Origin of the sequence: Stenotrophomonas sp. GD03654, assembly GCF_029845105.1 — a bacterium.
GTDB lineage: Bacteria > Pseudomonadota > Gammaproteobacteria > Xanthomonadales > Xanthomonadaceae > Stenotrophomonas > Stenotrophomonas africana.
Map to the genome: position 1 here is coordinate 1 of NZ_JAOCLC010000050.1, position 25,100 is coordinate 25,100.

Below are 25,100 nucleotides of genomic sequence, written 5' to 3' on the forward strand. Positions count from 1 at the left end.
GCGGTCTCGCGCAGTGGTTCGATGCGGTCGTACTGCCAGTCCAGCCAATGCGCCTGCAGCCGCCCGCGCTCGCGCAGCTGCTGCTGGAAGCGCGCCAGCCGGCCTTGCGCGGTATCGGCCAGTGCCACCATCACCGGCATGCGCGTGGCGCAGGCTTCGGACAGCAGGTTCACCGAATCGGGCGAGACCACCACGCGGTTGGCCCAGCCGAGCAGGCCGCCATAAGGATTCGTACCGTCGCCGCCATCGCCCCAGATCACGTGCGGCAGGTCGGCGAAGGTCGCACGCAGAATCTCGGCCAGCGCCGGCGGCGTGCGTCGTGAGGTGGTGGCCAGCAGGCTGCCGCCCTCGCTGCGGATCTGCTCGGCCAGTGCCCGGAACACGCCCACCATCGCGGTCTCATCCCAGGGCGCCAGCGGCGTCGGCCCGCCCACCAGCAGCGCGGTGCGCGGGCCGGGCAGGGTGCTGAAGCCGGCGAACGCGGCGCGGCCCCAGGCCAGCCAGTCGTCGTCCACCGGGTTGAGGCTGCCGAGCAGGGTCAACACATTGCTGCCGCGAAGGGCATCGTGTTCGGGCACCACCACCACATCCCAGTGGCGGGCGCCGATACGCGGGTCGAGGATCTGCACCACCTGGCTGCCACGCGCGCGCAGCACGCGCAGCGCGCCGGCGGCCTGACGGCCACAGCCGATCGCCAGCGGCGGCGCTTCGGCGGCCAGTGTCGCGAAGGCCTCGCCGTAGCCGTTCACATCGCCCGGCAGGCGGCGCGGCGACAGCCAGCGCCAGGGAGCGCGGGGCTGCAGGACCAGCGGCCGATGGGTGCCCTGGCGCAGCGCAGAGGCCAGCGCGACCGCCTGGCGGACATTGCCCGCACGGCCGTCCGTGACCGTCCAGGGCGCACTCAATCGTTTCACCTGTGGCATTAATTCGTTTCAGCCCTGCTGGGTGTTGCAACAGTCGCGACACTCTACACTGCGGCTCGTCGATTCGCCCCGCGCCGCCCGCGGGCACTGACCTTCCCTTCGCCGCCCTGGAGATCCACCGATGTCCCACGCGCTCGACGCTGCTGCCCTCGACCAGCTGTTCCGTACGGCCCGCACCCAGAACGCCTTCCTCGACAAGCCGGTCCCGGCCAGCCTGCTGCAGGAACTGTACGACCTGGTGAAGTGGGGCCCGACGGCTGCCAACACCACGCCGGCCCGCTTCGTCTTCGTCACCTCGAAGGAAGCCAAGGCCAAGCTGGCCCCGGCCCTGTCCGAAGGCAACCACGACAAGACCATGGCTGCCCCGGTCACCGCCATCATCGGCTTCGACCTGGACTTCCACGAGAAGCTGCCGTACCTGTTCCCGCACACCGATGCCAAGGCCTGGTTCGACGGCCCGCAGGAAGGCCGCCACGAAGCCGCCCTCCGCAACGGCAGCCTGCAGGGCGCCTACCTGATCCTGGCCGCACGCGCGCTGGGCCTGGATGCCGGCCCGATGTCCGGCTTCGATGCGGCCAAGGTGGATGAAGCCTTCTTCGCCGGTACCTCCATCAAGTCGAATTTCCTGGTCAACCTGGGTTACGGTGACCCGGCGGGCCTGTTCCCGCGTCTGCCGCGCCTGTCGTTCGACGAAGCGGCGCGCATCGCGTAAGTCGCTGTATCGGTTTCGGGCCGTCACTTTGGCGGCCCCTGTTGTCCCCACCCTACGATCCGGAGAGTTCCTGAGATGAGCGCCACCCGTAAACTGCTGCTGCCGCTGGCCCTGACCCTGGCCATCGCCGCCTGCTCCAAGCCGGCCGACACCGCTGCCCCGGCTGCCGATGCCGCCGCCCCGGCCACCACCGAACAGGCTGCCACCCCGGCTGCCGATGCCGCCGCTGCCGCGCCGGCCGCCGAAGCGATCAAGATCGCCTCGGGCACCTACAAGCTGGACCCGAGCCACACCGACGTGCTGGCGCAGTGGAGCCACTTCGGCTTCTCCAACCCGAGCGCGCACTTCGGCAACGTCGAAGGCACCCTGGTGTACAACGCCGAAGACGTGACCAAGTCCACCGTGGAAGTGAAGCTGCCGCTGAGCGGCCTGAACAGCTTCACCGCCAAGTTCGACGAGCACCTGAAGAGCGCCGACTTCTTCGACGCCGCCAAGTTCGCCGATGCCACCTTCAAGAGCACCAAGGTGGAAGCGGCCGGCACCAACAAGCTGACCGTCACCGGTGACCTGACCATCAAGGGCATCACCAAGCCGGTCACCCTGGACGTGACCGTCAACGGCGGTGGCGAGCACCCGATGGCCAAGGTTCCGGCGGCTGGCTTCGATGCCACCACCACCCTGAAGCGCAGCGATTTCGGCGTCGGCGCCTATGCCCCGAACGTCAGCGATGAAGTGAAGATCCGCATCACCACCGAAGCCACCGGCGAAAAGCCGGCTGCTTGATGCACCCAACTCACTCGTCGTGAGAAGGCAGAAGGCCCGCTGAAAAGCGGGCCTTCTTTTTTGAGCGCGGGGGAACACGCTTTGGTAGATGCCAACCTTGGTTGGCACACGGGCACTCCGCAGGCCAACCAAGGTTGGCCACTACCGGGTACGCGCGCTCAGCGCAACGCGCCCAACCACGCCACGCACGCTTCGCTCGGGCTGTGCTTGGCCTTCACCGTCATCCCGCTCACGCGCGCGAAGGTCTGCGCGGCCTGCGCCACCACCTGGCGTGCGATCAGCGCCGCCTGCTTGGTCGCGGCCTGCTGCTTGCGCAGCTGCACGATGTTGATCGACGGCCGGCCCACCGGTGCGTACTTCTGGTCGCGCCGCAGCACATCGGCCACCTGCGCCACTTCGAACTCGGCCTGCAGGTAACGGTGCTGTGCCTCCACCAGCTCACGCAGCGGTACGCGCAGGGCAGCGGTGTCGGCGAAGGCGGCCAGTGCCGCGTCGCAGGCGGCGTCATCGGCAAAGCGGGTACGCAGCGCGTCCACGCTGGCCAGGGTCAGTTTGGCCATGTGGGCCTCGTTGCTGCAGGAAAGGAGCGCGATTGTCGCATTGCTGGCCGGCTGATGCGTTGAACCGGGCGGCGGAATTCCTGTAGAGCCGAGCCCATGCTCGGCTCGTCGCGCGCAGCGCGAGGGTTTCCCGATGGCGGAAAGAAAAGCAGCCGAGCATGGGCTCGGCTCTACAATGGCCTGCTTTTCATCCACGGAAGGAAGACCCATGCAGGACACGCAGTACTGGTTGAACGAATTCTGGTCGGGCCTGAGCCTGCTCGACCTAGTGGGCGGCAGCCTGCTCGGCACGTTGCTTGGCCTGGTGCTGGGCATCCTCGGCTGGCGCTGGCTGCACCGCCGGGGTTGGTTGCAGCGGCGCAAGCGCTGGCATCACTGGCTGCTGGCCAGCTACGTGGTGCTGCTGCCGCTGGCCACTGCCTTCTTCGGCCTGCAGCTGGGCTTCACTGCCGGTGCGCACCGCGCGCTGTTCAAGCAGCTCGATCATTTCCAGCCGCACCTGCAGACCCTGGTGGAAGGCTGGAGCGAAGGCTTCACCGATTCACTGGACGACCCGCGCATGCGCGAGGCATTGCGCAGCGAGGGCACGGTGGGCGATGTGGCCGACACCATCGCCTCGGCCTACCTCAGCGAGCACCCGTTGCCCGGTCTCGACCGTCTTGGCGATGGCCCGTTGGCGCGCGGTACCGGCTGGGTAATCGGCAAGGTGCGCGAAGGCCTGCTGCGCGGCATGGTGGAAGACACGCTGGTGGACAAGGCCGGTACCCTCGGCCTGGAGCCCAAGGTGGTGCGCGAGGCGCTGACCATGCATGTGGATGAGCTGCTGCACACCCGTGGCGTGCTGCGGCTGGTGAAGGCACAGATCAACGGCATGATGCCCGGCGTGTACTTCGGGCTGCTGTTGCCGCTGCTGATCATCGCGCTGCTGGTGGCGCTGGAGATCTGGGCCGCGCAGCGGTTTGGGTGGGCGGGGCAGGTGGCCAAGCCGCCGGTCGCGGTCCCTCCTGTAGAGCCGAGCCCATGCTCGGCTCATCGCGCGTAGCGCGATGGGTCCATCGGTGGCCGAGCGGAGAGCAGCCGAGCGTGGGCTCGGCTCTACACAGTCAAGGGTGTGCGGACCAACGGTCCGCACCCACCGTCTTTGGATCAATCGCCGTCGGTTTCGTCCGGGTGGGCCTTCCAGTAGCCGGTCGAGCGGACCCAGTCGCGCGGCACGCCCAGGTGGCCTTCGATGAACTTGCGCATCATCCGCGCGCGGCGCGATTCGGTGGCGATCCAGTAGAAGACATCGCCGTCCGGGGCCTCGAAGTCGGTCAGCATGTCTTCCAGCAGCGTGCTGCTGGCCGCCGGGAAGCCGTTGCGCTCCAGCCAGTGGATACGCACGTTCTCGTACTGCGGCAGGTCCTGGCGTTCGGCTTCGTCGCTCACTTCGATGAAAGCCTGCACCTCGGCACCGTCCGGCAGCACGTCCAGCCAGCGGGCGATGGCCGGCAGCGCGGTTTCATCGCCGATCAGCACATAGGCGTCGTAGCTGTCGGCCACCACGAACGAGCCGCGCGGGCCGCCGATCACCAGCTTGTCGCCGGCCTTGGCCTGCTCGGCCCACGGCCCGGCAATGCCCTGGTCGTGCAGCACGAAGTCGATGGCCAGCTCGCCGGTTTCATGGTCCCACCAGCGCGGGGTGTAGTCGCGGGCCGGCGAGGGCTCCTTGCCGTCTGGGTAGCTGCGGCCTTCGGCGGTCAGCACCGGCAGCACCATCTCGCCCGCAGCGTTGGGGAAGAACAGCTTGATGTGGTCGTCGGCGCCGGGCGAATCGAAGCCGGCCAGCTCGTCGCCGCTCAGCACCACGCGGCGCATGTGCGGGGTGACTTCTTCGGTGCGCAGCACGGTCAGTTCACGGAAGCGCACATCCAGGCGCAGGCGCGTGTTGTTGTGTTCGGTCATGGGGATACCTGTAAAGGTGTCGCGCAGTGCTGCGCGGCGTAGGGGAGACCTGGCTGGAGTCAGTCTGGCTGGGTCGTTGAAATGGGTGGGCTCTCGCTACCGGCCGTACCGTTGAGCAGCGCGGATGCCCGCGTCAGCAGCGCCGCTACTTCTTCCGCCTCACCCTCGGCCCAGCGGCCGTGGTGATGCACCAGCGCCCGCTTGAACTCGCGCAGGGCCGCGGCCAGCGGCGGCGGCAGCGAGGCCTTGGTGATCTCGCGGGCACGGTCAAAGGCACGCCGTTGTGCCAGGCGCACCTGGGTGCGCTGCACCTTCAGCTCGAACTCGCCGGCAGCGGTGATACGGAAGATCCGCTTCCCATCCACTTCCTCGGCCTCGATCCAGCCGGCCTGCTCGAAGCTGGCCAGCAGCGGGTACATGGTGCCGGCGCTGGGCGTGTAGGCCTGCATGAACTGGTTGCTGATCAGCTGCATCAGCTCGTAGCCATGGCGCGGCTGCTCGCCGATCAGGGCCAGCACCAGCAGGCGCAGGTCGCCGCGGCTGAGCACGCGCGGCTGGCCGTTGCGGCGCGGCACCGCCGGATCGGTGGAACGGGCTCTGGGAGAAGCGGTACGGCTCATTTCGATATATCGGTAAACGAGTGCGCAAACGATATATCGATATGTCGAAGCCGGCAATCACCGATCCGGCCACAAGCAGCTCTGTTTTGGGCCACGGCCCGCCGCGTGCCCACAACAAAAGGGGCGCCCCTTGCGAGGCGCCCCGGCGAAACCGTGGAAGGGAGCTGGGCCGTCAGGCCCATCACTCACGGCCCACCTTGGGCCCGCTGCCCCCACAGATCCAGAGGCAGGTGCGACACGTTGTCGCCGGTTCAGCGCCGGCACGCGCAGCCGATACCGGTGGGCGTGGCGCTGCCCTACAACCGTCATCGGCAGCAGTAACACTGCGTCCTGCACATGGGCGCAGCGGCCCGCAAGCGACAGCCCGCGCAGCCAACAAGGCCCGCCGCACGGCCTTCAGCGGGTCCGGCAAGCCCCTTGCGGACACTGGCCGGTTGCATCCATACGCCTGCGTAGCCAAGTGACGAAAGCCCTTGGTGCGCTACACTTTGCGGTCTAGAAATCTATACAACAGTCGCGCGCGTGCGTGCGGTTATGGGAGCGCTAATGAACTGGTTGAACGAGGTGCTGAACAACGACCCGAATCCTGTGGAAACCCAGGAGTGGATCGAGTCGTTGAAGGCCGTTATTGATGTCGAGGGCTCCGAGCGCGCGCATCAGCTGCTGGAAGGCATGGTGGAACTGACCCGTCGTTCGGGCGCCTACCTGCCGTTCTCTCCCACCACCGAGTACGTCAACACCATCGAGCCGCAGCTCGAGGCCAAGAGCCCGGGCAATGCCGAGCTGGAATGGCGCATCCGTTCGATCATCCGCTGGAACGCGATGGCCACCGTGGTCCGCGCCAACCGCAAGCCGGGTGACCTGGGCGGCCACATCGCCTCGTTCGCCTCCGGCGCCACCCTGTACGACGTGGGCTTCAACCACTTCTGGCGCGCCCCGAGCGAAAACCACCCGGGCGACCTGCTGTTCATCCAGGGCCACAGCGCCCCGGGCATCTACGCACGTTCCTTCCTGGAAGGCCGCATCAGCGAAGAGCAGCTGGACAAGTTCCGCATGGAAGTGGACGGCGGTGGCCTGTCCTCCTACCCGCACCCGTGGCTGATGCCGGAATACTGGCAGACCCCGACCGTGTCGATGGGCCTGGGCCCGCTGGCCGCCATCTACCAGGCGCAGTTCATGCGCTACCTGGAAAACCGTGGCCTGATCGAGAAGTCCGACCGCAAGGTGTGGTGCTTCATCGGCGACGGCGAGAGCGACGAGCCGGAAACCCTGGGTGCCATCGCCCTGGCCGGCCGTGAAGGCCTGGACAACCTGATCTTCGTGGTGAACTGCAACCTGCAGCGCCTGGACGGTCCGGTGCGCGGCAACGGCAAGATCATCCAGGAACTGGAAGGCGTGTTCCGTGGCGGCGGCTGGAACGTGATCAAGCTGCTGTGGGGCGGTTACTGGGATGCCCTGCTGGCCAAGGACACCAATGGCGTCCTGAAGAAGCTGATGATGGAAACCGTCGACGGCGAATACCAGAACTGCAAGGCCTTCGGCGGCGCGTATACCCGCGAGCATTTCTTCGGCAAGTACCCGGAAACCGCTGCGATGGTCGCCGGCCTTTCCGACGACGACATCTGGCGCCTGAACCGTGGTGGCCACGACCCGCACAAGGTGTACGCCGCCTACCACCAGGCCGTGAACACCAAGGGCATGCCGACCGTCATCCTGGCCAAGACCGTGAAGGGTTACGGCATGGGCAGCGCCGGTGAGGCACTGAACCCGACCCACCAGACCAAGAAGCTGGACGACGAAGCGGTGCGCCACTTCCGCGACCGCTTCAACATTCCGGTGACCGACGCGCAGCTGGCCGACGGCCAGGTGCCGTTCTACCACCCGGGCCCGGATTCGCCGGAAGTGCAGTACCTGCAGGAACGCCGTGCCGCGCTGGGCGGTTACCTGCCGCAGCGCCGCCGCAAGGCCGACAAGACCTTCGTGGCACCGAAGCTGGAAGCCTACGAGCGCCTGCTGAAGAGCAGCGGCGAGCGCAGCTACTCCACCACCATGGCGTTCGTGCAGAGCCTGAACATCACCCTGCGTGACAAGGAACTGGGCCCGCACATCGTGCCGATCGTGGCCGACGAAGCCCGTACCTTCGGCATGGAAGGCCTGTTCCGCCAGATCGGCATCTACGCGCCGTTCGGCCAGAAGTACAAGCCGGTCGACGCCGACCAGCTGATGTTCTACCGCGAAGACCAGAGCGGCCAGGTGCTGCAGCAGGGCATCAGCGAGCCGGGTGCGATCAGCTCGTGGATGGCCGCCGGTACCAGCTACTCGGTCAGCAACGTGCCGATGCTGCCGTTCTACATCTACTACTCGATGTTCGGCTTCCAGCGCGTGGGCGACATCGCCTGGCAGGCCGCTGACATGCGTACCCGCGGCTTCCTGCTGGGTGGCACCGCTGGCCGCACCACACTGAACGGTGAAGGCCTGCAGCACGAAGATGGCTTCAGCCATCTGGTGGCCGGTGGCATCCCGAACGTGCGCAGCTACGACCCGACCTTCGGCTTCGAAGTGACGGTGATCCTGCAGCACGGCACCAAGCGCATGATGGAAGACCAGGTGGACGAGTATTACTACGTCACCCTGATGAACGAGAACTACACCCACCCGGAAATGCCGGAAGGTGCGGCCGAAGGCATCGTCAAGGGCATGTACCTGCTGACCGACGCCGGCAAGCCGAAGAAGGGCGAGCTGCGCGTGCAGCTGCTGGGTTCGGGCACCATCCTGCGCGAAGCCATTGCCGCGGCCGAGCTGCTGGACAAGGACTTCGGCGTGACCGCCGATATCTGGAGCTGCCCGAGCTTCAACGAACTGCGTCGCGATGGTTTCGACGTGGAACGTGCCAACCGCCTGCATCCGGAAGGTGAGCAGCGCAAGGCGTACGTGACCGAGCTGCTGGAAGGCCGCCAGGGCCCGGCGATTGCCGCCACCGACTACGTGCGTGCATACGCGGACCAGATCCGTGCGTTCGTGCCGATGTCGTACACCGTGCTGGGTACCGATGGCTTCGGCCGTTCGGATACGCGTGCGAACCTGCGCCGGTTCTTTGAGGTTGACCGGTACTACATCGCGCATGCCGCGATTGCGGCGCTGGCGAAGGAAGGGAAGATGACCGCGAAGGATGTGGCCCGGGCGATCAAGCAGTACAAGATTGATCCGGAGAAGGCTAATCCTGTTGGGGTTTGATTGAGTAAGAGAAAAGAGGGCCGTAAAGGCCCTTTTTTCTTGAAAAGCTGCGGCTCATCTTCCAGATTTGAGCTTTATTAGACGGAACTATGGATGGAGGTTGATGGAATGAATCAGCTGGTTATTGACGAGGTGTCTGGGCAACGCCTGAACGTTGCTCTAGAAGAACTATATTTGGATGCTAAGAATCCGAGATTTGGTGGGTTAGGGAGAGTGAATCCCACCCAGGCGGAGGTTCTTGATCATATCGTCGACGCGTTTGGCGTGGATGATCTTCTTAGTTCTCTGTCAATTAATGGTTATTTCGATGCTGAGCCACTAGTTGCACGCAGCGAGGACGGCAAGCTGGTAGTTGCAGAGGGGAATCGCCGCTTGGCGGCTTGCCTAATGTTGGCTGGTGACGAGCGTGCGCTTCGCCAGCGGGATAAGGCCGCACCTTACATTGAGGTTTGGAATCAGAAGAAGAGGCCATCGCTTGAGCGTCCGCCTGTTATTGTTTTCTCAGGGGATGAGGATCAGACCGGGCTGCTGTCTTACTTGGGTGTTCGCCATATTTCGGCCGCAAAAAGCTGGGACTCTTACGCCAAAGCTGCTTGGGTAGCAGATGTTGTGGAAAAGCATAAGCTGAGCGTGTCTGAGATAGCGAAGATGATCGGTGATCAGCATCGGACAATCGATCGTCTTTTGCAGGGCTTCTATGTAGTTAAGCAGTTGGAAGCCTCCGGGAAATTTATCCCTACCAACAGTCAGAAGGGTGGTAGAGGAAGCGTCACGGCGTACCCATTCTCCTGGGTTTACACCATTCTTGGATACAGTGCGACGCGAGATTATTTGGATATTGCTGACACGCAAACGGTGCCGAATCCGATCAAGTCAGAGCAGTTGGCCAAGGGGACGGTGCTGATGACCGCTATGTTTGGAGACAGAAGCAGAGGGCGGAGCTCATCTGTTACAGACTCTCGGCAACTCGGACGACTGGCTGGCATGTTTGCAAATCCTGAAACGCTCACCATGATCGAACAGGGGAAAACTGTCGACGAGATTGAAGCTGCTACACAGAAGATCGAGGACAAGCTTCGTCAGGGCGTTCACACCGTTCGCGAGATCTTGAGAGACCTAGTTTCTCGATTGGACGAAACTCCTGTTGATCGTGAAGTCGCGATGGCCATGGTGTTCCCGGCGGAGAAGGCCAATTCCGTTGCAGGCTCCCTCGCACGCAAGCTGAAAGAGATTGCGAACGAGTCAAGCGGGGCGGAGGGCCATGAATAATGAGCCCAAAAGCCTCATGGAAGAGTCTGGAACCTAAAGCGTCAAAGGATGCGGACCAGTTTGAGTTTGCTGCAATGCGCGGGACATCTGCCACGATAGACTCAGCTATCCTGGATAACACCATCTCCGGCGAAATAGATGATGAAATGGAGGAAGTGGGTGTCGCGGGACCTCACTGGCAAGCTCAAGATCTTGCGGAGGAGGGGTTGCTAGACTCGACTAGAAACGAGATATTGCGTCGAGTAGAGTTGATTGGGTCTGGCTATCCATTTAGCTTCGTTAATAATAAGCTGGTGTACACCCCAAGCGACTCTGGATTTTACGAATTCTGCTTATCTGTCACCCAGGCGCCCTCCATTACCGAGGGAGACTATGTCCGCTTTCCGCGCCTTTTTGAGCGTGTCGTGACATATTTGCTTAGGGAATACTTTGGTCGCAACTCTGAGGGCCTTCACACCGGGCATCCCAGGCTGCCTTCGACGTCCTTCAAACAGATTATGGCGAAGTTGCAGAAGGCGCCATATGAGTGGGTATGGCATCCTCAGCCGGATATGAGCGAAGCTGACGTAAAAGACGAGACCTTAGACTTCGTTATTACTCTTCCATCCCTGGATTCAAGGTCGGGTAATCTTTACATTTTAGGGCAGTGTGCTTGCGGGGATAATTGGGATTCCAAGCTGGAAGATCCAAATGTAAAATTGTTAAGGAAATGGTTCCACCCTGATTGGCCTATTGCGCCAATCAGAGCATTCACCACGCCATTTGTAATGGGTGATCAAACGATGCGAAGCGTTGTGAATGAAAGCGGAGCTCTCGTTTTTGATAGGCCGAGGCTGATTAAGATTGCCGAGAATTGGGTCCAGCCCAGCGCCAAAAGAAGGCTAAAGAAGAAAGTAGATCCGGTTTCAATGCTGCTTAGCTAAGATCTGGGAGTGACCGTGCAACCGCCTCAAATAGAGGCGGCGGAACAGCGTTTCCTATAACTTTGTATCTGCTATGCATCCCGTGAGATTCTGGGAACGTCAAGTTGCCGCGAAAGCCTTGAAGACGAGCGGCTTCCCTGTAGCTAAATCGACGCGCCGGATCATTGGATACAAATTCGAATTTGTCAGGTCCGATGTTGCGGAGTTCGGGACTGATCGGATGGAGAGGCATATGTCGGGATCGGCTCACAATTGTTTTGGATGTCTCGTCCCATGATCTTCGACGATTTCTTGACAGGTAATACCAATGGAAGGGTTCGTCATTGAACTCGCCTATTGGCCAGTCTGGAAAGCCCTGAAGTGCCTCTCGAATTGTAACGTGAGGCACTTCAGTGGTTATGCCATGAGTGGCATCAGGGAAAACAAAATCGTGATCCAGTGAACTTCTGATTCCGACGATAATTATCCTATGGCGCTCCTGGGCTACTCCATAGTCAGCCGCATTCATTAGTTTCCAAGACACTCTGTATCCGGCCGACCTGAAATTCCTTATCTGCCAGTTGAATAAATCTAAATTATCTTTCCGGATGAGTCCGGATACATTTTCAACAATGAATGCTTTTGGCTTAATGATTCGAAGTGCGCGGCCGAACTCTTTGAAAAGATAATTTATATCTCGGCTCGATTCCCGAGCGCCGCCCTGGCTGTAGCCCTGGCAGGGGTAGCAGCCTACAAGCAGGTCTGCAGAAGGAAATTTTGTGACTGTTTCAATTGGCGCGACTACATAGTCCGTCGGCGGTAGGTTGGCTTCGTAAACCTCTGCAGCATACTTAAGGATGTCGTTTGCCATCAGGACGTCGAATCCCGCGGCCGTCAATCCTGCGTCTGAACCACCGCAGCCGGTAAAGAGTGAAACGGCCGTTGGCATAGTTATCCCTTGGAGATGCGCTGCCGCCAATTATGAAGCCAGTTCCCCGCTCTGCCTAGTCTCCTTACTCCCGCAGACGCTTGGCCAGACTACATCGATGGTCCAGACGGCCTCCGGGAGCTCTGGATCTTACGTACGAGCCACAGTGGCTAAGGACGGCGTTCACGTCTGTGAGTGGCAATGGTCCAGTCCGGACGACATGTAGGGTTGGCTGGTCATCTCGATTTTCGGTTAGAAAATTATCTTTCCGTTCCAGGGTCGCCCATAAATTCAATGTTTGCCGTCGCGTCAAAGGTGCGAACTTATTGTTGGTGCTGAATTGTCGAGGGGTGAATGGGCGGCTTTAGTCTTGTAATTAATATTTTTGCCATGTGTTTTCTTGGGGGATGTGTAGCGTCATAAATATTTGGGGTCGATTTATTTAATAAGGAAGTGTCGGTGAGAGGGATGGGGCCATGCGCTGAATTACCATGGGCACTGTGCTCTATGCCAAGCCAGGGCATCAGAATTGGCCTCGCTATCGAGGGCGGACGTAGATGCCAACTTCCTACCCGCAAATTTGAAATGCGATGACGCCTGAAGCGCTGGTGCACAAACGATATTGCGAGATTTCGAATCAACGCTTATTAGGTAGAGATCAAACAATGTATGTACGTCAGCGCGGAGTAGTAGGCCATTGTTCACCGTGTTGCTCGAAGAGCCAGAGTACGGACGGATATGGGCCGCTTCGAGCGCGTCCACCACATCACATCCCGTCATTGCACAGCGTCCTCCGTATGCGTCCAGCAGTGCCTTGCGGAAAGCAGGTTGCCCGCGGCGCTGAACGATAGCTGCCAGCACACGCCGCCTCTCGCCCACCTCATCTGTTGGGGAGAAACTGCCAGATGCCTCTGCCGCTTTGGCCTCCTTCTCCAATAGTCCCCTTGTAGGACCAGAGACCGACGTGAGCATCTCACTGGAAAGCCCGAGGAGCTTGGCAAGTTTCGGCTCAACCCTCGCACCCACGTTCGATGCTGGAAGAAGCCCGGGTAGCCATGGCTTGCCGGCCTGATCCAGAACATGGGAGATATTCTGCATGCGGTACTCCCACGCCTTGGCTGTGCGTCCGTAGCAGTCCGCAAGTTCCCGGTAGATCCTGGCTTTCTCGAGGCCTGATCCATTGGCGATACGCGCCTCCATTTGGCGATACGCCTCGACGGCAGCGGCCAATTCGTCGTCAGTCCACCTGCTCACACCTTCCCCTATCCTCGACCGCGCGCGGCGCTCCTGGGGAAAGTATGCCGTAAACGACACAATGAGCCGCTAATGGCTTGGGGCGGAGGAGCGTAGTGTGTCAGCGCAAACCGCAGACTGTTCAGGCCCGTCGATGCATCTAGTATGCGGAGTTCAGTTGCAAAGCCCTAATCGGCCGGAAGTAGTCGGCTACTCCAGCGCTGGAGTAAGGGTTGAACGCAAGGCGTCTCACGGGCTCGGCCTATGAAGCCTAGGATGAGCAACTGTGATGAGGAGTTGTCCACCAGCAGGGCGGGCTCACCTCGGCAAGTGAGCTCGAAGTACCTTGCTTCAAAGCGTCCGGCACCGAGCGTTGCATCTTCAGCCGCTAGGCTTAGGGCTTCCTGGCGTATGACAGAAAATTCGGTAGCCGAGACCTTGGGGTAGGTCTTCAGCTCCAAATCGCCTTTGGGCAAGTGGAAGTGGGCGAGCGCTGAGCCAATCAGCGCTGCCAAACACAGTACTGCGTACGTCAGAGACTTCATTGGAAGTCCTGCAGATCAGAGGCGAACGGATAATGGGGCTGTGGCGACAGCCTGCAGCCTACTGCTTGAGGTTCAAGCCTTGGGGGCTACTCCCGCACATGCAACCGCTCAGTCACCTGCGCAGTCAACGCCACACACGCCATCTTCAACCCTTCCATAACCCGATCCCCCAGGTACTCCTCGGGCGCACCGTTCTGCCGAGTCCGCTCCGCAGCCAGCATCAGCTCCGCCACCACGCGCAGACCGGCCAGCGCGCAATCCGCATCCGCCAGCTGAAGACAACGCCCAGGCAGTTGATGCCGTTCCGGCCAAGGCTGGCCATCCGCAGCTGCACCGGTTCCAATGCGGTGCAGCGTGGCGACGAAGGCGTTGGGATCGACGGACGGTTCGCGCTCGGGTTCGGCGTTGTCCGGATCGTACTGCGCGTGCAGGGAACGGAAGTCCGATGTGTTCATGGCAGTGCTCCGTACAGGACAGATAGCAGCGCCACCGATAAAGGTGGCGGACGGTGCGGGCTCGAAAACCGGTATGTACCAGACCGGCGGATCCGAAGATCCCCACGCACCGCCCGCCATGGAACGCGAACGGATTGCCAGCCGGCGCCACACGAACGGTGGCGCCGGCCGGCAAGCGCATACATCTGGTACATAGACGGGTTTTCGAGTCCCGCGCCACCCTTTTCCGGTGGCATGCCAAGGTGTACTCGCATGGTTGCGAGATGCCAAGAAACCGTAGGCCGCAGAGGCCGCAAATGCTGACGCTTACGGCATTGTTGCATGGCGCGCGCGTGGCAGAACCCTTGCGGTGCAGTGGTTTCGGCCGGTGTTAAGTTATCGCCCGAATGCGCATTGAAAGGCACGGTTTGCAGATGATCGGGGTCTCAAAAGCGACAGTCCGCCCGCATGGCTGAGATCCGAAGTTGGCCGATTGCGACACGGCTTAACTTTGCAGCGCCACCCCCGGCCGTGGCCACAGTGCATCGTCGCGCTCCAGGTCGTAGTCGCTGCCGAAGGCCAGCGCCGCCTCCCGCGGCGGAAGGTCTGCGTAGCAACCCAGCAGGTACTCATCCATGCCGGCGTCGCTATGGTCGATGGCGAACAGGTAGAGAAGCTCCTTGTCGAACGCTTCCAGCCATGCGGTGTCTATCGTGGTCATTGTCACCCTCCTGACTGCAGGAATAGTGCCTGCACCATCGCGTGCCTGCTAACACCAGAACTGGCCCACGCAATGTTCACCGGCAGAAATCCCCATCCCGCCGCTGGGCAATGTGAAGCCAGTTCAGGTCCCCTGGCCGGTGCGGTGTATAAACTGCCGACACGTGAGTGCCCGAATGCGAGGAACGGATGCGACAGCTACTGAGGCCATGGATGGTACTGCTGCCCCTGCTCGCGGGCGGCTGTGGCGCCCAGGCACCCCAAACATATGGCGATGGTTTCCCTGTCGCCAAGCCGATGGACCTGGTCCATGCAGGTGCGACGGTAGAGGCGCGTTTTGAACTGCCGCCGCCTTGGGAGAAAGATCCCAGACCTCGCACATTCCTGATTGGGTTCCGTACCGGCGGGCCCGCCAAGCGCCCGGATATGAAACCGGGCGATGTCGCCTTCCTTGAAGACGCCCGGATTCCCCTGAAGGTGCAGCTGTGGAAGCTGGAGGGCGACACCGACACGCCCATAGCGCTGCAGGTATTGAATCGCGATCTGCCTGCTGTCCGGCAGGGCAACCGATATCAACCGGCCAAGGGTGATGTGTACGAATACAGGAGCGCCGTCGGCGCGGATTCGAACAGTCTGGTCAATGCAGGAAAGTACGACATGTCCCTGGCCTACAGGGAGTACGAGGTGGCCCGTGCTGATTCGGCGGATCTGGCGGCCGGGAAGTACCGGCTGAAGGTGACCAACCTTCAGGGCAATCCAAACGTTGCACATCTCAACATCGAGCTTCTCGTCGCCAACTACAACGTGAAATAGGGCTATGGACAGTCACCAGTCTCAACAGTCCTTTAGAAGGGGCTGGCCCCTAGTCGGCAGCTTGACACGCGAGTGACTGAGTAAGTCCACCAGAAAACGCTGCAACGTGAGGCGGCGGCCCGAACGTCTGGCGGCATGCAGATGGGTTAGTGCCGCCACACAGTCGCACTCAGGGAGAGGCGCGCGAGCTACATCGATGGTGCCGAAGCCCGATGCTGCTCCTGCGCATGCTGCATTTCTGCTGACCTCTCACGCGCTTGGCGCTCACCAATCGCCTCAACTTGGTTCAAGCTCTCCTGCACTGGCCGCTGGGCGGCTTCCGCAGTCGCCATGTGAGTGCGAAGGGAGGCAGGGTCGGACATCGCACCCTGCACCACAAAGATGTTATGTGCGGCGGGGGAGGCATCTGTCTGTCTGCTCAGCACAACATGGTCCGCGCGGGTGATTCCGGCATCCTTGGCTGCGGCCAGCAGACTGGTAGACAAACGCTCGCTGGTGTCATCGAAGGTTCGGCCGTTGGCCTTGTCCAGTGCTTCCACCTTGCTCCGAATCTGGTCCAGCAGCGCCTGATCTGCTGGACTGAGCGAGTGGGTGGGCGAGGACTGCATATCTGCAACGCTCTGCGTCGGTGGCGAAATGGTGTGTGTGCTGCCGGTGTTCTTCAGCTCCACCCAGCCCAACCCGCCCTTTCCGAAGTCGCCAACAGGCAGGATCTTTGCGCTGCCAAAGTCGAGGCCATTGCGCTCAAGCTGCTTCGGGTCCAGACCAAGCTCATGCAGGTCGATGCGGATGGCCGGGGGTTGGCGACCTTCAGCCAGGAAGGCATGGCTCGCCCCGATCACTGATAGCGGATAGGTGCCGTAGTAGTTGCGGTAGTCGGAATCGCCGTGCCGGCCCAGCGTGCCAGTGCCGTCATAGAAGCACTGCTCGACGGCCTTGGTGAGCTGGACGCTCTCATTGTTGGGGCGCTTGGCAAGCGCATCATATGAGATACCATCCGCCAAGCTCCTGGTTGCACCCTCCGCTCGAATGCAACGGGAGAGCGAGCGGGACGCAAGCATTGCCTCCAGTCCGTTGTCATCCAAGGTTGGATTCAACGCTCTGAATCGGCTATCCAGTGCCCGCAGGCCCGAGACCTCCGCCAGTGCCTCGTCCTGTCGTCCCTTGTCCAGAAGCGTGCGCACCGGCTCGGTCAGGTTCACCGAGCCTGACCGAGAATCGTGTGAAGCGATCAGTTCCTCGCTGTAGGTCTGCTTGAAGTCCCTGAGTGCTGCGGCGCGTTCCTTAGCCAGGATGCCGTGCATGGTCTCGTGGCCTAGCACTTCGGTAAGTCGTTCTTCAAGCCGGGCGCCGGTTACGCTCTGGAAATTGGAGGCGCTGATGAAAATCGTTGGTGGGTTTCCATCCGCTCCCTCCTGGAAGTGGCCGCCATTGTGATGTCCGTAGGAGACGGCAATCCGGCCGATCTGACCGCTGGTGGCTGCGTTTGCCAGAAGGTGATTGAGGTAGGGGGAGCCTGCAATGCTGCGGCGGATCGCATCTTCTGCCCCACTGGGAAGCTGCTTATCTGCCTGTAGATCGGCCAATAGTGGCTCGACGCTGGATTCGATTCCCTTCATTTGTCTCCTCCTCCAAACTGGACCGCGTAGACGCAGGTTTTCGCGGTATCGCCTTCGTTGGAACGATAGGTTAATAGGCTGGCATCCATACCCTGGTTACCACCGCTGATCGGGCGCCAATACTGCCTGATGCCCCCTCTCTGGAATGGCACTTCTGCTCCGGTCCTGTATCCGAGGGCTTCGAGCGCTCGTCCGGCACTTTCTGCTTCCCAGTAGCACACGCCATTCGGAGCATCTGTCACTGGCTGCTTGCCCAGCTGATAGAAGATCACCTCTTGGTTGGGGAATTCACGTGCCGACTCAACCGATAGATAAGTCACCCCATAGGTATAGCCGTCCGTTGTTGCTAGGTCCTTTGCGCTATGCCTGATGCTGACCTTTTCGTCTGGCACGAGTGAGACACCGATCGCCGTGCCGAGCTTGTCCGGACTGATGTCCGCCCTTGACCTGAGCGAATCGGCGTAGGCAAGAATCCGTTTCTGCAACTCGGCCATGGAGATGCGGGCAGGCTGCGTATCTGCGGCAGCGGCACGTTCATTGAGGGCAGACGTATCCGTCGATCGCGCGCATGCAGATGTCAGCGTGAGCATGGCTGACAGTCCGAAAAGAGCACCAATGTGAGCCGCGCGCAGCATAGCTCGAGGTAGCTGCGGCCGAAGCAATCTGGTCATGATGACGGAGAGCAAAACCGAAGCCTCCTTCGTTGTGATGCCCATCGGTGAGTCCCTGACGGTGTTGAAGGTACTGTACGACCCGGATGAAGAACGCCGGGATCTCCATTCATTGCGATTGAGCGCGATAGCGGCTCAGAAGACCACGCACGCTGGTTTCCAGACGCTGCCAGTCGCTCAGCATGACGCGTGCATAGTTCATCTCGATGGCGATGCTGTCGTCCACGTCCACGATGGAATGGCGGCACATTGCGATCTGGTCCTCTCCGGCGCGTTCAAGTGTCTTTCCCTGAGCTACAAGTCCGTCAGGAATCCGGTCTTCCGGGTCGCAGCTGATGAACGTTGTCAGTTGGCCCTCCGCCGAGCGGGCCACATACCAGTCTGGTTCCATCCCCGGGTTGTGTACGTAAGGTCTGCCCAGCGCAGCCTCCGAATCCTTCGCATAGGCTGCCATCAACGATGGGTTGATCGCATACGGCGTCAAACCCCAGCGTTCGGGTTGTGCAACGCGCAGCGCAAGGTTCTCTACCGGGTCCCTTCGCTCCAGTGATCCCGGTGCGCTGGTGGCCTCACTGCTGGACCGACGTGCCAGATAGTTCTGAATGGGAACGCGATCGATGTATCTAAGCTCGACCAGCACCTGCCGCCGGCTGTCCTGCGTGCTGCGCACCGGGCGATCACCGGGAGGCGCTGCATCGAAATCCGGCCAGAACACAGTGAGCATGACGCCCCCATCGGCTAGGGGGCCCGTCTGGTTGTAGTAGAGGTTGGCCGGGAACATGAAGCGGTGCGGGCCAAGCCGAGCCTCTACCGGCTGCGTCGTGTAGGTCTGTCCGCCCACCGTACGTGGGCTGGTTGCGGTTTCGGACATGGGGGTTCCGTTCGGGTCCTTTTCCGTGGATGGGGCCTTCGCGCAGGCGGTGGTGCTCAGCACGGCCACCAGGGCGAAGGAGGCAAGCCGGCAAGCCGGTGCTCTGCTCATGGGCGATTCCCTTGCATGATCGAAACGACTATAGAACGGTGGAATGGCAAGCTCCAGTCGCAGCCGGGATCTCGCTCACGCGCAGGGCGATTACTGCACGCTGGCTCACATATTCAGCAAGTCGCGATCGGCGTCGTCTATTCCTCCACCTGCCCCCCATCCCACCTATGCCATCATCCAGCCAGGACCGCAGCACCCATCAAGGTTGAACAGGCATGGAGCAGGCAACACGCTACACCGCAACGCTGTACCTGGCCGCCCCCGGCACCCCGCTGAAGAGTGGGGGCACCTCGCCGCGCGGCCATATGTACCTGCAGGTGGCCGCGGGCGACGAGGCCCACAGCTACGGCTTCGCACCGCCGCGCCACGCGCCGGGTGAAGCCCCCACTGGTGCGCAGTACGCGCAGGTGCGCCACGACGATGCCGATGAACATCTGGACCCGTACTACAGCCGCACCCTGGAAATCACCGAGGAGCATTACGGCTGCCTGCGTGACTTTGCCGAGGAGCCGGCCGAGTTCGAATTCGATGTGGATCGCCCGGCCACCATCAACCGCTGCAGCGATTTCGTCTGGGCGGCGCTGCACTACGCCGGCCTGCATCCGCTACCGGCACCGCTGGATGGCGGCAGCAACCTGGGTGAGTTCGCGGTGCTGTTCAACCTGCCGGAGATACAGTGCATTGCCGCGCCGTTCCCGGGCAGCGATCTGAATGCCGAAACCCATCACGCGATGCCCGAGCGCGAGGCCGAGCGTCATCGCCAGGGCGACCGCGCCAGCGATGAGCCGCCGCCGACGCCGATCGAAGTGGCCGGCACGCTGCTGGACCCCTCGCATCCAGACCATCGTCTGTTCTCGCAGCTGATCCAGAAAGTGGCCGAGCTGGATGCGGCGCATGGTCGCCCGTTCGATGCCGCCAGCCAGCGCATCAGCGCCAGCCTGCTGGTGCTGGCCAAGCAGAACAATCTCTCGCGGGTGGACCACGTGCTGCTCAGCCGGCCGACAAAAAGCAGTCATGCAGCCGAGAGCATCTTCATCGTGCAGGGCGATCGCAACGACCCGGGGCACCGCCGCGCCAGCATCGCTACAGAAGTGGCGGCCAAGACCGATGTGGCCGATTCGCTTCGCTTGAAGGAGCAGTAACCCGCGCGCCTGCCATACGCGCGCCGGCGCACGCCACGCCCCCCACCTGCTACCATTCCCCCGCAACCCCAGCCAGCCCACCCTGCGCAGACAGATGCGGGGCGGGCCGTCGCAGTACGGCCCAGCGAGCCAGGACACCTTCCCGTGCCCATTCAAGGACGCTCGCATGTTCCGTAATCCTCTTTTCCGCTCGGCCGCGCTGGCCGTTGCCGTTTCGCTCAGCCTCGGCGCGCCCTCGGCGTTCGCCGACAACGCACCCGCCGCCAGTGCTACCGCCGCCGTGCAGCGCCAGGCCGTGGCCAAGGGCCTGTACGAGCTGGCCTACAGCCCGAAGCAGAACGCCGTGTTCGTGGCCTCCTCCGGCGGCTTCGGCGATGACGCCGGCCCGGCCCAGGTGCTGCGCCTGAACCCGACCACGCTGGCCGTGGAAACCCGCATCCCGCTGGAGCGAAAGGCGTTCGGCGTGGTGCTGGATGACGCCCACAACCGCCTGTACGTGGGCAACACCGTGGACCTGTCGGTGACGGTGATCGACACCGCGCAGAACAAGGCCGTCGGCACCATCCAGCTGATGGAGAAGAAGACCGGCAAGGATGGCAAGGCCGCCTACACTCACGACCTGCGCGAGCTGGTGGTCGACAGTGCGGGCAACCGCCTGTACGTGACCGGCCACAGCAGCCAGCCGGACGTGAGCAGCGTGCTGTTCGTGATCGATACCACCACGCTGAAGGTGATCAACACCATCGACGGCCTGGGCAATGCCAAGGCGCCGGGCCTGGCACTGGATGCGGCCAACAAGCGCGTCTACACCAGCAACCTGCTGGCCGATCTGGTGGTGGTGGGCACCGATTCGAACAAGGTGGTGGCACAGCACAAGATCGCCGCCGAGCAGCCGATGAACATCGCGCTGGACCCGGCTGGCAAGCGCCTGTTCGTGACCGACCAGGGCTCGGAATTCCTGCGTGGCTACCAGGCCAAGAGCAGCGGCCTGGTCAGCAAGCACCCGGGCCAGCGCGTGCTGGTGCTCGACCGCAGCACCGGCAAGGAACTGGCCAGCATCCCGACCGACGCCGGCCCGCTGGGCATCCTGCTGGATGCACCGCGCAAGCGCCTGTACGTGACCAACCGCGAAGCCGGCACGGTGACCGCCTACAACAGTGACAGCTACCAGAAGGTGGCCACCTACACGGTGCCGACCCACCCGAACAGCCTGGCGCTGGATGCGAAGAACAACGTGTTGTTCGTGAGCATCAAGAACGGCGAGAAGGATGACAAGGGCGCTGACGAGAGCGTGGCGCGGATTCAGCTGTAAGGCTGTTCGGCAGCGTGAGAGGGAAGGGCAGGGCGATGCGTCCCGCCCTTCTTCATTTTCACCTGAACGGCGCAGTCCGATGCCCTGGAATCCAGCTGGCATCACGTTGTGGCTTACGCACCTGGTGTAGATTTTCAGAAGACGCTACAGACGAGGTCCATGGATGACACTTCGGAATTACCTGTTGAGGACGGCCAGCGCTGCATGCTTGGTTCTGCTGGCGGCCTGCCAACCCGCCGCGGTCCCCGCACCCCAAACCCGCGCGGCCACAGCTCAGGAGAACGTCGTGCCGATCATCCGACCGTTCCCGGTCACCGCCATGCATGAACCGATGGTGGTCGATTTTGAACTGACACCGCCCGGCCCGAACGCTGCCCCCACGTTGCTGATCGGCCTGCGCGTGAAAGGCGAGGATGACGCACAGGTAGCGCAGGCTGCCGAACGCCTCGTGCACGAGGGACTGCCGGCTGAAGTGCTGCTTGAACGTGTCGAGCAGGTTGGTACTGAGCCGGTGCCGCTGACGCGCCGCCAGTTCAATGGCTTTGAGCCTTCTGAAGTAGTCGCCGTCGGCCCGGAGGGTCGTGTACCCGGTGTGGTACCCGACAGCGCTGACGACAGGTCGCTGGTGGACGCTGGCCTGGCAGAGCCGGGCGGGTACTACCGTACCCTGACCTTCGCCTGGGCCGAGCAGGTGAAACCCGGCCACTACCGCCTGCACCTTCGCTTGCTGTCATCGGCCGCCGGGTTGCAGGCTGTTCCTTCGGAACTGCAGTTGGCTTACACACACCGCGCAAAGTAGGAGTACGTCATGGATGATCGCTACATTGTTTCCATCTACGTTGCCGCCCCCGGAACTCCATTGCGGGCTGGCGGAACCTCCATGGCCGGGCATGTGTACTACACGGTCTCCGATGGAAAGACGAGCCACAGCCTAGGATTCGCGCCGGAAGAGCATGGCGCCCGAAGTGGCCCGGGCAAGGTTTACACCAATGATGCAGATCAATACCAGAAGCCGATCTACCGGCGCGATATGGAGATCTCCAAGGAGCAGTACGACAAGCTGCTGGCCTTTGGCAACGCCCCTGCGAAGCACGGCTTTGAGATGAACTACAACGGCGCCAGCAACAGCTGCATCGACTTCACCTGGGGGGCGTTGAATCACGCGGGCCTGCATCGTCATAACATCCTGGGCATGGAGCGCAAGGGCTTCGAGGGCAACCTCAAGCCGCTGGACAACGTGGATGCGATCCGCAGCATCCGCGCGCCATTTCCGGACAGCGAGCTGAATAAGGAAGTGCGCAATCCGATGCCGGAGCGGACGCTGATGCAACGCCTGATCAGTGAGCAGCATCTTCCGCAGAAGGACAGGGAGCTGCTGGAGTCCATTCGCAGCAAGGTGGCGGGAGTAGACCAGCAGCATGGCCGCGCCTATGACGATGCAAGCGAGCGCATTTCTGTGAGCCTACTCGCATTGGCGAAGGAAAACGGCATCGAGCGGGTGGATCACGTGGTGCTCAGCCAGGCTACTGCGGACGCCGGCGCAGGCCAGCGGATCTTCCTTATCGAGGGTGATCCGGGCAATCCGGCGCATACGCGGATTTCCATGGACACCGTGATTGCTGCGCAGTCTCCTGTCGAGCAATCGCTCGCCCGGGTGGAACAGCTGGAGCATGGGCAGCAGGCGCAGTTGCGTGCGGCGGCGCTGGAGCCTCAACCGGTCGTGCAGGAGCCCAGCGTCATGCGGATGGGCTGACGCTCACCCCATCCGCGGCGCAGGATTCTGCATTTCCTGCGCCTGCACCTCGACCTGCGGCTGCCCACCCACCCCCAACTTCTGCATCGACTGCTCCACCGGCGTCTGCGCCGCCACAGCCGTCGGCATCATCGCGCGCAGGTGCGCCGGATTGGCCGGGTCGCCCTGCACGACAAAGACGTTGTGCCCGGCCGGATGCTGGGCCGTGGCGTTGCTGACCAGCACGTGGTCGACCTGTTGCAGGCCCTGCTCGCGGGCGAGCACGGTCAGGCTGGCGGTGAGGCGTTCGCTGGTCTGGTCGAACGCACGGCCGTGCTGGGCATCCAGTGCGGCCACGCCCTGGCGGATCTGCTGGTTGAGGCCGTAGTCGGGGTGGTTGGGGGTGATCTCTGCCATGGCCATCGAACGGTAGCGGTGGGTCGTGGGTGAACCCCCCAAGTATAGATCCGGCCCGTGAAGCGCGCCCGAGGGGTCAGTCCGCCGGCCGATGGTCGTAGCTGATCACCCGTTCGGCCAGCCAACGCCCGTCCACGCGACGCCAGACCTGTATGAAGCGGGCCTGGCCCACCCAGCGCTCCACGCCGTCCTTGCCGCGTTCGTGGAAGCGGTGGTCGCCGATCTCCAGTGCGCGATCGTCATGCAGCGGGAACACCTGCAGCGAAGGCTCCACCCGCTCACGGCGCAGGCTCCAGCCGCCCTTGCGCGCATTGCTGCACATGTGGGCCACGCTGCGACGGAAGTCTTCGCGGCTGCTGGCCGACTTGCCGTCCTTGTCATGGAAGAACTCCATGTCCTCGGTGGTCATCGCGGCGGCCTTGTCGGCATCGCAGGCCTCGAAGGCGACGGCGAACAGCTGGGTGTCGGCCTGGCGGATCTGCTCGCGCAGGTCATCGGAGGACACGGGTGCGGCGGCGAGGCCGGCGGCCAGCAGGGGCAGGGTGAGCAGCAGCATGGCGAGTCTCCAAGGAGGGTTCACGCAGGCTCGCATGGCGTTTGGGGCGCTGCAGCCAGCGTCCGACGAAACAGCCCTTCCACGGAGTGAACGCCCGCATTGGCAGCTCGGCTTCAGCGTTGGGGCCGTCGTCTGTGCAGGGGATGTCATGGCGACCGGCGATTCCATCACGGTCGCGATAGGGGCCGGCCCATAGTCTGAAATTCTCCCCTTCCACAGGAGCTCCCATGCCTGCTTCCCGCATCCGCCTGCACGTTGAAGACACCGGTGGCGACGGCCGCCCTGTGATCCTGATTCACGGTTGGCCGCTGTCCGCCGCTGCCTGGAAGACGCAGGTGTCGATCCTGCGCGACGCGCAGCACCGGGTGATCAGCTACGACCGCCGTGGCTTCGGCCGTTCTGACAAGCCGGCAGAAGGTTACGACTACGACACGCTGGCGGCAGATCTGGCCAGGTTGATCGAGGAGCGTGACCTGCGCGACGTCACCCTGGTCGGCTTCTCGATGGGCGGCGGTGAGGTGGCGCGCTATGTGGCCAATCACGGGCAGGAGCGCCTGCATAGCGTGGTGTTTGCTGCGGCGGTGCCGCCGTTCCTGCTGCGCAGTGACGACAATCCGGAAGGTCCGCTCACCCAGGAGAAGGCCGATGAAATGCGCAGCGGTCTGGAGAAGGACCGCGAAGCCTTCTTCGATGGCTTCACCCGCGATTTCTTCAGTGCCAATGGCCAGCTGATGGTGACTGAAGAGACGCGTCAGGCGGCCATCGCGCTGTGCCACCAATCCGACCAGAACGCAGCGCTGGGGTGCATGAAGGCGTTCGCCACCACCGACTTCCGCGAAGACCTTAAGAAGATCACGGTGCCAACCTTGATCCTGCACGGTGACAGTGACGCCATCGTGCCGTTTGAAGGCTCGGGCCAGCGCACGCACCAGGCCATTCCGGGCAGCGAAGTGGTGATCCTTGAAGGCGCGCCGCACGGCTGCAATACCAGCCATGCGGATCGCTTCAATCTGGCGCTGCTGAACTTCCTGAAGCGGTAAGCTGCGGCC

25 protein-coding genes are annotated in these 25,100 nt (G+C 62.4%); 12 read left to right on the forward strand and 13 right to left on the reverse strand.

What is annotated here, in order from left to right; all coding sequences use genetic code 11:
• Positions 1 to 923: mitochondrial fission ELM1 family protein (locus N5J73_RS17015; protein ID WP_279941224.1), on the reverse strand; the 923-nt coding region annotated here is incomplete at its 3' end.
• Positions 924 to 1,044: 121 nt separating this feature from the next.
• Between N5J73_RS17015 and N5J73_RS17020 the strand changes: the two genes are divergently transcribed.
• Positions 1,045 to 1,635 carry a malonic semialdehyde reductase gene (locus N5J73_RS17020; protein WP_049449362.1) on the forward strand — a complete coding sequence of 197 codons (591 nt, stop codon included), beginning with the start codon at positions 1,045 to 1,047 and terminating at the stop codon, positions 1,633 to 1,635.
• Positions 1,636 to 1,710: 75 nt separating this feature from the next.
• A complete protein-coding gene (locus tag N5J73_RS17025; RefSeq protein WP_005415047.1) occupies positions 1,711 to 2,418 on the forward strand; it encodes a YceI family protein in 708 nt (235 codons plus the stop codon).
• A 158-nt stretch (positions 2,419 to 2,576) separates the two neighbouring features.
• Here N5J73_RS17025 and N5J73_RS17030 read toward each other — a convergent pair whose 3' ends face one another.
• Positions 2,577 to 2,978: a hypothetical protein gene (locus tag N5J73_RS17030; RefSeq protein ID WP_049449360.1), complete on the reverse strand. Its 402-nt coding sequence runs from the start codon at positions 2,976 to 2,978 to the stop codon at positions 2,577 to 2,579.
• A 208-nt stretch (positions 2,979 to 3,186) separates the two neighbouring features.
• Between N5J73_RS17030 and N5J73_RS17035 the strand changes: the two genes are divergently transcribed.
• Positions 3,187 to 4,020: a hypothetical protein gene (locus N5J73_RS17035; RefSeq protein ID WP_049449358.1), complete on the forward strand. Its 834-nt coding sequence runs from the start codon at positions 3,187 to 3,189 to the stop codon at positions 4,018 to 4,020.
• A gap of 104 nt (positions 4,021 to 4,124) precedes the next feature.
• Here N5J73_RS17035 and N5J73_RS17040 read toward each other — a convergent pair whose 3' ends face one another.
• Together N5J73_RS17040 and N5J73_RS17045 are read right to left on the reverse strand one after the other, a co-directional pair.
• Entirely contained in the window at positions 4,125 to 4,922 is a 798-nt protein-coding gene (locus tag N5J73_RS17040; protein ID WP_049449356.1) for a siderophore-interacting protein, read from the reverse strand.
• A 59-nt stretch (positions 4,923 to 4,981) separates the two neighbouring features.
• Positions 4,982 to 5,542 (reverse strand): PadR family transcriptional regulator, encoded by a 561-nt coding sequence (locus N5J73_RS17045; protein WP_049449354.1) that lies wholly within the window; start codon positions 5,540 to 5,542, stop codon positions 4,982 to 4,984.
• Between the two features lie 546 nt (positions 5,543 to 6,088).
• Here N5J73_RS17045 and aceE point away from each other — a divergent pair.
• The 3 genes from aceE to N5J73_RS17060 all read left to right on the forward strand — a co-directional run bounded on the left by aceE (position 6,089) and on the right by N5J73_RS17060 (position 10,968).
• Positions 6,089 to 8,776: a pyruvate dehydrogenase (acetyl-transferring), homodimeric type gene (aceE, locus tag N5J73_RS17050; RefSeq protein ID WP_049412224.1), complete on the forward strand. Its 2,688-nt coding sequence runs from the start codon at positions 6,089 to 6,091 to the stop codon at positions 8,774 to 8,776.
• A 108-nt stretch (positions 8,777 to 8,884) separates the two neighbouring features.
• Positions 8,885 to 10,045, forward strand: coding sequence for a hypothetical protein (locus N5J73_RS17055; RefSeq protein ID WP_152906726.1), 1,161 nt, complete (start codon positions 8,885 to 8,887; stop codon positions 10,043 to 10,045).
• Positions 10,045 to 10,968 carry a hypothetical protein gene (locus N5J73_RS17060; protein WP_152906725.1) on the forward strand — a complete coding sequence of 308 codons (924 nt, stop codon included), beginning with the start codon at positions 10,045 to 10,047 and terminating at the stop codon, positions 10,966 to 10,968. The genes N5J73_RS17055 and N5J73_RS17060 overlap by 1 nt, the downstream gene beginning before the upstream one ends.
• On the opposite strand, the gene N5J73_RS17065 is transcribed toward N5J73_RS17060, so the two are convergent.
• From N5J73_RS17065 to N5J73_RS17080, 4 genes are all read right to left on the reverse strand, one after another.
• A complete protein-coding gene (locus tag N5J73_RS17065; protein WP_080354950.1) occupies positions 10,961 to 11,896 on the reverse strand; it encodes a DNA cytosine methyltransferase in 936 nt (311 codons plus the stop codon). The genes N5J73_RS17060 and N5J73_RS17065 overlap by 8 nt on opposite strands.
• Positions 11,897 to 12,361: 465 nt before the next feature.
• Positions 12,362 to 12,973 (reverse strand): HNH endonuclease, encoded by a 612-nt coding sequence (locus tag N5J73_RS17070; RefSeq protein WP_160314193.1) that lies wholly within the window; start codon positions 12,971 to 12,973, stop codon positions 12,362 to 12,364.
• Between the two features lie 766 nt (positions 12,974 to 13,739).
• The gene (locus tag N5J73_RS17075; protein WP_049449348.1) at positions 13,740 to 14,108 is read right to left on the reverse strand and encodes a hypothetical protein; all 369 of its coding nucleotides are present in this window, start codon (positions 14,106 to 14,108) and stop codon (positions 13,740 to 13,742) included.
• A gap of 484 nt (positions 14,109 to 14,592) precedes the next feature.
• On the reverse strand, positions 14,593 to 14,808 hold the full coding sequence (locus N5J73_RS17080) for a hypothetical protein (RefSeq protein WP_192840575.1): 216 nt from the start codon (positions 14,806 to 14,808) through the stop codon (positions 14,593 to 14,595).
• A gap of 212 nt (positions 14,809 to 15,020) precedes the next feature.
• Between N5J73_RS17080 and N5J73_RS17085 the strand changes: the two genes are divergently transcribed.
• Positions 15,021 to 15,620: a hypothetical protein gene (locus N5J73_RS17085; protein ID WP_049449345.1), complete on the forward strand. Its 600-nt coding sequence runs from the start codon at positions 15,021 to 15,023 to the stop codon at positions 15,618 to 15,620.
• 188 nt (positions 15,621 to 15,808) lie between these two features.
• On the opposite strand, the gene N5J73_RS17090 is transcribed toward N5J73_RS17085, so the two are convergent.
• The 3 genes from N5J73_RS17090 to N5J73_RS17100 form a co-directional block, all read right to left on the reverse strand.
• Complete coding sequence (locus N5J73_RS17090; RefSeq protein WP_049449343.1) at positions 15,809 to 17,239, reverse strand: XVIPCD domain-containing protein; 1,431 nt, start codon at positions 17,237 to 17,239, stop codon at positions 15,809 to 15,811.
• Complete coding sequence (locus tag N5J73_RS17095) at positions 17,236 to 17,955, reverse strand: hypothetical protein (protein WP_049449341.1); 720 nt, start codon at positions 17,953 to 17,955, stop codon at positions 17,236 to 17,238. The genes N5J73_RS17090 and N5J73_RS17095 overlap by 4 nt, the downstream gene beginning before the upstream one ends.
• 64 nt (positions 17,956 to 18,019) lie before the next feature.
• Positions 18,020 to 18,892 (reverse strand): hypothetical protein, encoded by an 873-nt coding sequence (locus tag N5J73_RS17100; RefSeq protein ID WP_049449339.1) that lies wholly within the window; start codon positions 18,890 to 18,892, stop codon positions 18,020 to 18,022.
• Between the two features lie 215 nt (positions 18,893 to 19,107).
• Between N5J73_RS17100 and N5J73_RS17105 the strand changes: the two genes are divergently transcribed.
• The 4 genes from N5J73_RS17105 to N5J73_RS17120 all read left to right on the forward strand — a co-directional run bounded on the left by N5J73_RS17105 (position 19,108) and on the right by N5J73_RS17120 (position 23,099).
• On the forward strand, positions 19,108 to 20,034 hold the full coding sequence (locus N5J73_RS17105; RefSeq protein WP_049449337.1) for an XVIPCD domain-containing protein: 927 nt from the start codon (positions 19,108 to 19,110) through the stop codon (positions 20,032 to 20,034).
• Positions 20,035 to 20,200: 166 nt separating this feature from the next.
• Entirely contained in the window at positions 20,201 to 21,346 is a 1,146-nt protein-coding gene (locus N5J73_RS17110) for a YncE family protein (RefSeq protein WP_049449334.1), read from the forward strand.
• 286 nt (positions 21,347 to 21,632) lie between these two features.
• Positions 21,633 to 22,145, forward strand: a complete 513-nt coding sequence (locus N5J73_RS17115; RefSeq protein ID WP_049449333.1) for a hypothetical protein — start codon at positions 21,633 to 21,635, stop codon at positions 22,143 to 22,145.
• Between the two features lie 9 nt (positions 22,146 to 22,154).
• The gene (locus N5J73_RS17120; RefSeq protein WP_049449330.1) at positions 22,155 to 23,099 is read left to right on the forward strand and encodes an XVIPCD domain-containing protein; all 945 of its coding nucleotides are present in this window, start codon (positions 22,155 to 22,157) and stop codon (positions 23,097 to 23,099) included.
• A gap of 3 nt (positions 23,100 to 23,102) precedes the next feature.
• On the opposite strand, the gene N5J73_RS17125 is transcribed toward N5J73_RS17120, so the two are convergent.
• Together N5J73_RS17125 and N5J73_RS17130 are read right to left on the reverse strand one after the other, a co-directional pair.
• Positions 23,103 to 23,495: an XVIPCD domain-containing protein gene (locus tag N5J73_RS17125; RefSeq protein WP_049449451.1), complete on the reverse strand. Its 393-nt coding sequence runs from the start codon at positions 23,493 to 23,495 to the stop codon at positions 23,103 to 23,105.
• 76 nt (positions 23,496 to 23,571) lie between these two features.
• Positions 23,572 to 24,051: a nuclear transport factor 2 family protein gene (locus N5J73_RS17130; RefSeq protein WP_049449328.1), complete on the reverse strand. Its 480-nt coding sequence runs from the start codon at positions 24,049 to 24,051 to the stop codon at positions 23,572 to 23,574.
• A gap of 227 nt (positions 24,052 to 24,278) precedes the next feature.
• On the opposite strand from N5J73_RS17130, the gene N5J73_RS17135 reads away from it, so the two are divergent.
• Positions 24,279 to 25,091 carry an alpha/beta hydrolase gene (locus N5J73_RS17135; RefSeq protein ID WP_049449327.1) on the forward strand — a complete coding sequence of 271 codons (813 nt, stop codon included), beginning with the start codon at positions 24,279 to 24,281 and terminating at the stop codon, positions 25,089 to 25,091.
• Positions 25,092 to 25,100: the final 9 nt, after the last annotated feature.

What these genes read in the sequence shown, in the direction of transcription:
- N5J73_RS17020 (WP_049449362.1), top strand. Translation starts at nt 1,045, where the DNA reads ATGTCCCACGCGCTCGACGCTGCTGCCCTCGACCAGCTGTTCCGTACG.
- N5J73_RS17025 (WP_005415047.1), top strand. Translation starts at nt 1,711, where the DNA reads ATGAGCGCCACCCGTAAACTGCTGCTGCCGCTGGCCCTGACCCTGGCC.
- N5J73_RS17030 (WP_049449360.1), bottom strand. Translation starts at nt 2,978, where the DNA reads ATGGCCAAACTGACCCTGGCCAGCGTGGACGCGCTGCGTACCCGCTTT.
- N5J73_RS17035 (WP_049449358.1), top strand. Translation starts at nt 3,187, where the DNA reads ATGCAGGACACGCAGTACTGGTTGAACGAATTCTGGTCGGGCCTGAGC.
- N5J73_RS17040 (WP_049449356.1), bottom strand. Translation starts at nt 4,922, where the DNA reads ATGACCGAACACAACAACACGCGCCTGCGCCTGGATGTGCGCTTCCGT.
- N5J73_RS17045 (WP_049449354.1), bottom strand. Translation starts at nt 5,542, where the DNA reads ATGAGCCGTACCGCTTCTCCCAGAGCCCGTTCCACCGATCCGGCGGTG.
- aceE (WP_049412224.1), top strand. Translation starts at nt 6,089, where the DNA reads ATGAACTGGTTGAACGAGGTGCTGAACAACGACCCGAATCCTGTGGAA.
- N5J73_RS17055 (WP_152906726.1), top strand. Translation starts at nt 8,885, where the DNA reads ATGAATCAGCTGGTTATTGACGAGGTGTCTGGGCAACGCCTGAACGTT.
- N5J73_RS17060 (WP_152906725.1), top strand. Translation starts at nt 10,045, where the DNA reads ATGAGCCCAAAAGCCTCATGGAAGAGTCTGGAACCTAAAGCGTCAAAG.
- N5J73_RS17065 (WP_080354950.1), bottom strand. Translation starts at nt 11,896, where the DNA reads ATGCCAACGGCCGTTTCACTCTTTACCGGCTGCGGTGGTTCAGACGCA.
- N5J73_RS17070 (WP_160314193.1), bottom strand. Translation starts at nt 12,973, where the DNA reads ATGCAGAATATCTCCCATGTTCTGGATCAGGCCGGCAAGCCATGGCTA.
- N5J73_RS17075 (WP_049449348.1), bottom strand. Translation starts at nt 14,108, where the DNA reads ATGAACACATCGGACTTCCGTTCCCTGCACGCGCAGTACGATCCGGAC.
- N5J73_RS17080 (WP_192840575.1), bottom strand. Translation starts at nt 14,808, where the DNA reads ATGACCACGATAGACACCGCATGGCTGGAAGCGTTCGACAAGGAGCTT.
- N5J73_RS17085 (WP_049449345.1), top strand. Translation starts at nt 15,021, where the DNA reads ATGGTACTGCTGCCCCTGCTCGCGGGCGGCTGTGGCGCCCAGGCACCC.
- N5J73_RS17090 (WP_049449343.1), bottom strand. Translation starts at nt 17,239, where the DNA reads ATGAAGGGAATCGAATCCAGCGTCGAGCCACTATTGGCCGATCTACAG.
- N5J73_RS17095 (WP_049449341.1), bottom strand. Translation starts at nt 17,955, where the DNA reads ATGGGCATCACAACGAAGGAGGCTTCGGTTTTGCTCTCCGTCATCATG.
- N5J73_RS17100 (WP_049449339.1), bottom strand. Translation starts at nt 18,892, where the DNA reads ATGAGCAGAGCACCGGCTTGCCGGCTTGCCTCCTTCGCCCTGGTGGCC.
- N5J73_RS17105 (WP_049449337.1), top strand. Translation starts at nt 19,108, where the DNA reads ATGGAGCAGGCAACACGCTACACCGCAACGCTGTACCTGGCCGCCCCC.
- N5J73_RS17110 (WP_049449334.1), top strand. Translation starts at nt 20,201, where the DNA reads ATGTTCCGTAATCCTCTTTTCCGCTCGGCCGCGCTGGCCGTTGCCGTT.
- N5J73_RS17120 (WP_049449330.1), top strand. Translation starts at nt 22,155, where the DNA reads ATGGATGATCGCTACATTGTTTCCATCTACGTTGCCGCCCCCGGAACT.
- N5J73_RS17125 (WP_049449451.1), bottom strand. Translation starts at nt 23,495, where the DNA reads ATGGCAGAGATCACCCCCAACCACCCCGACTACGGCCTCAACCAGCAG.
- N5J73_RS17130 (WP_049449328.1), bottom strand. Translation starts at nt 24,051, where the DNA reads ATGCTGCTGCTCACCCTGCCCCTGCTGGCCGCCGGCCTCGCCGCCGCA.
- N5J73_RS17135 (WP_049449327.1), top strand. Translation starts at nt 24,279, where the DNA reads ATGCCTGCTTCCCGCATCCGCCTGCACGTTGAAGACACCGGTGGCGAC.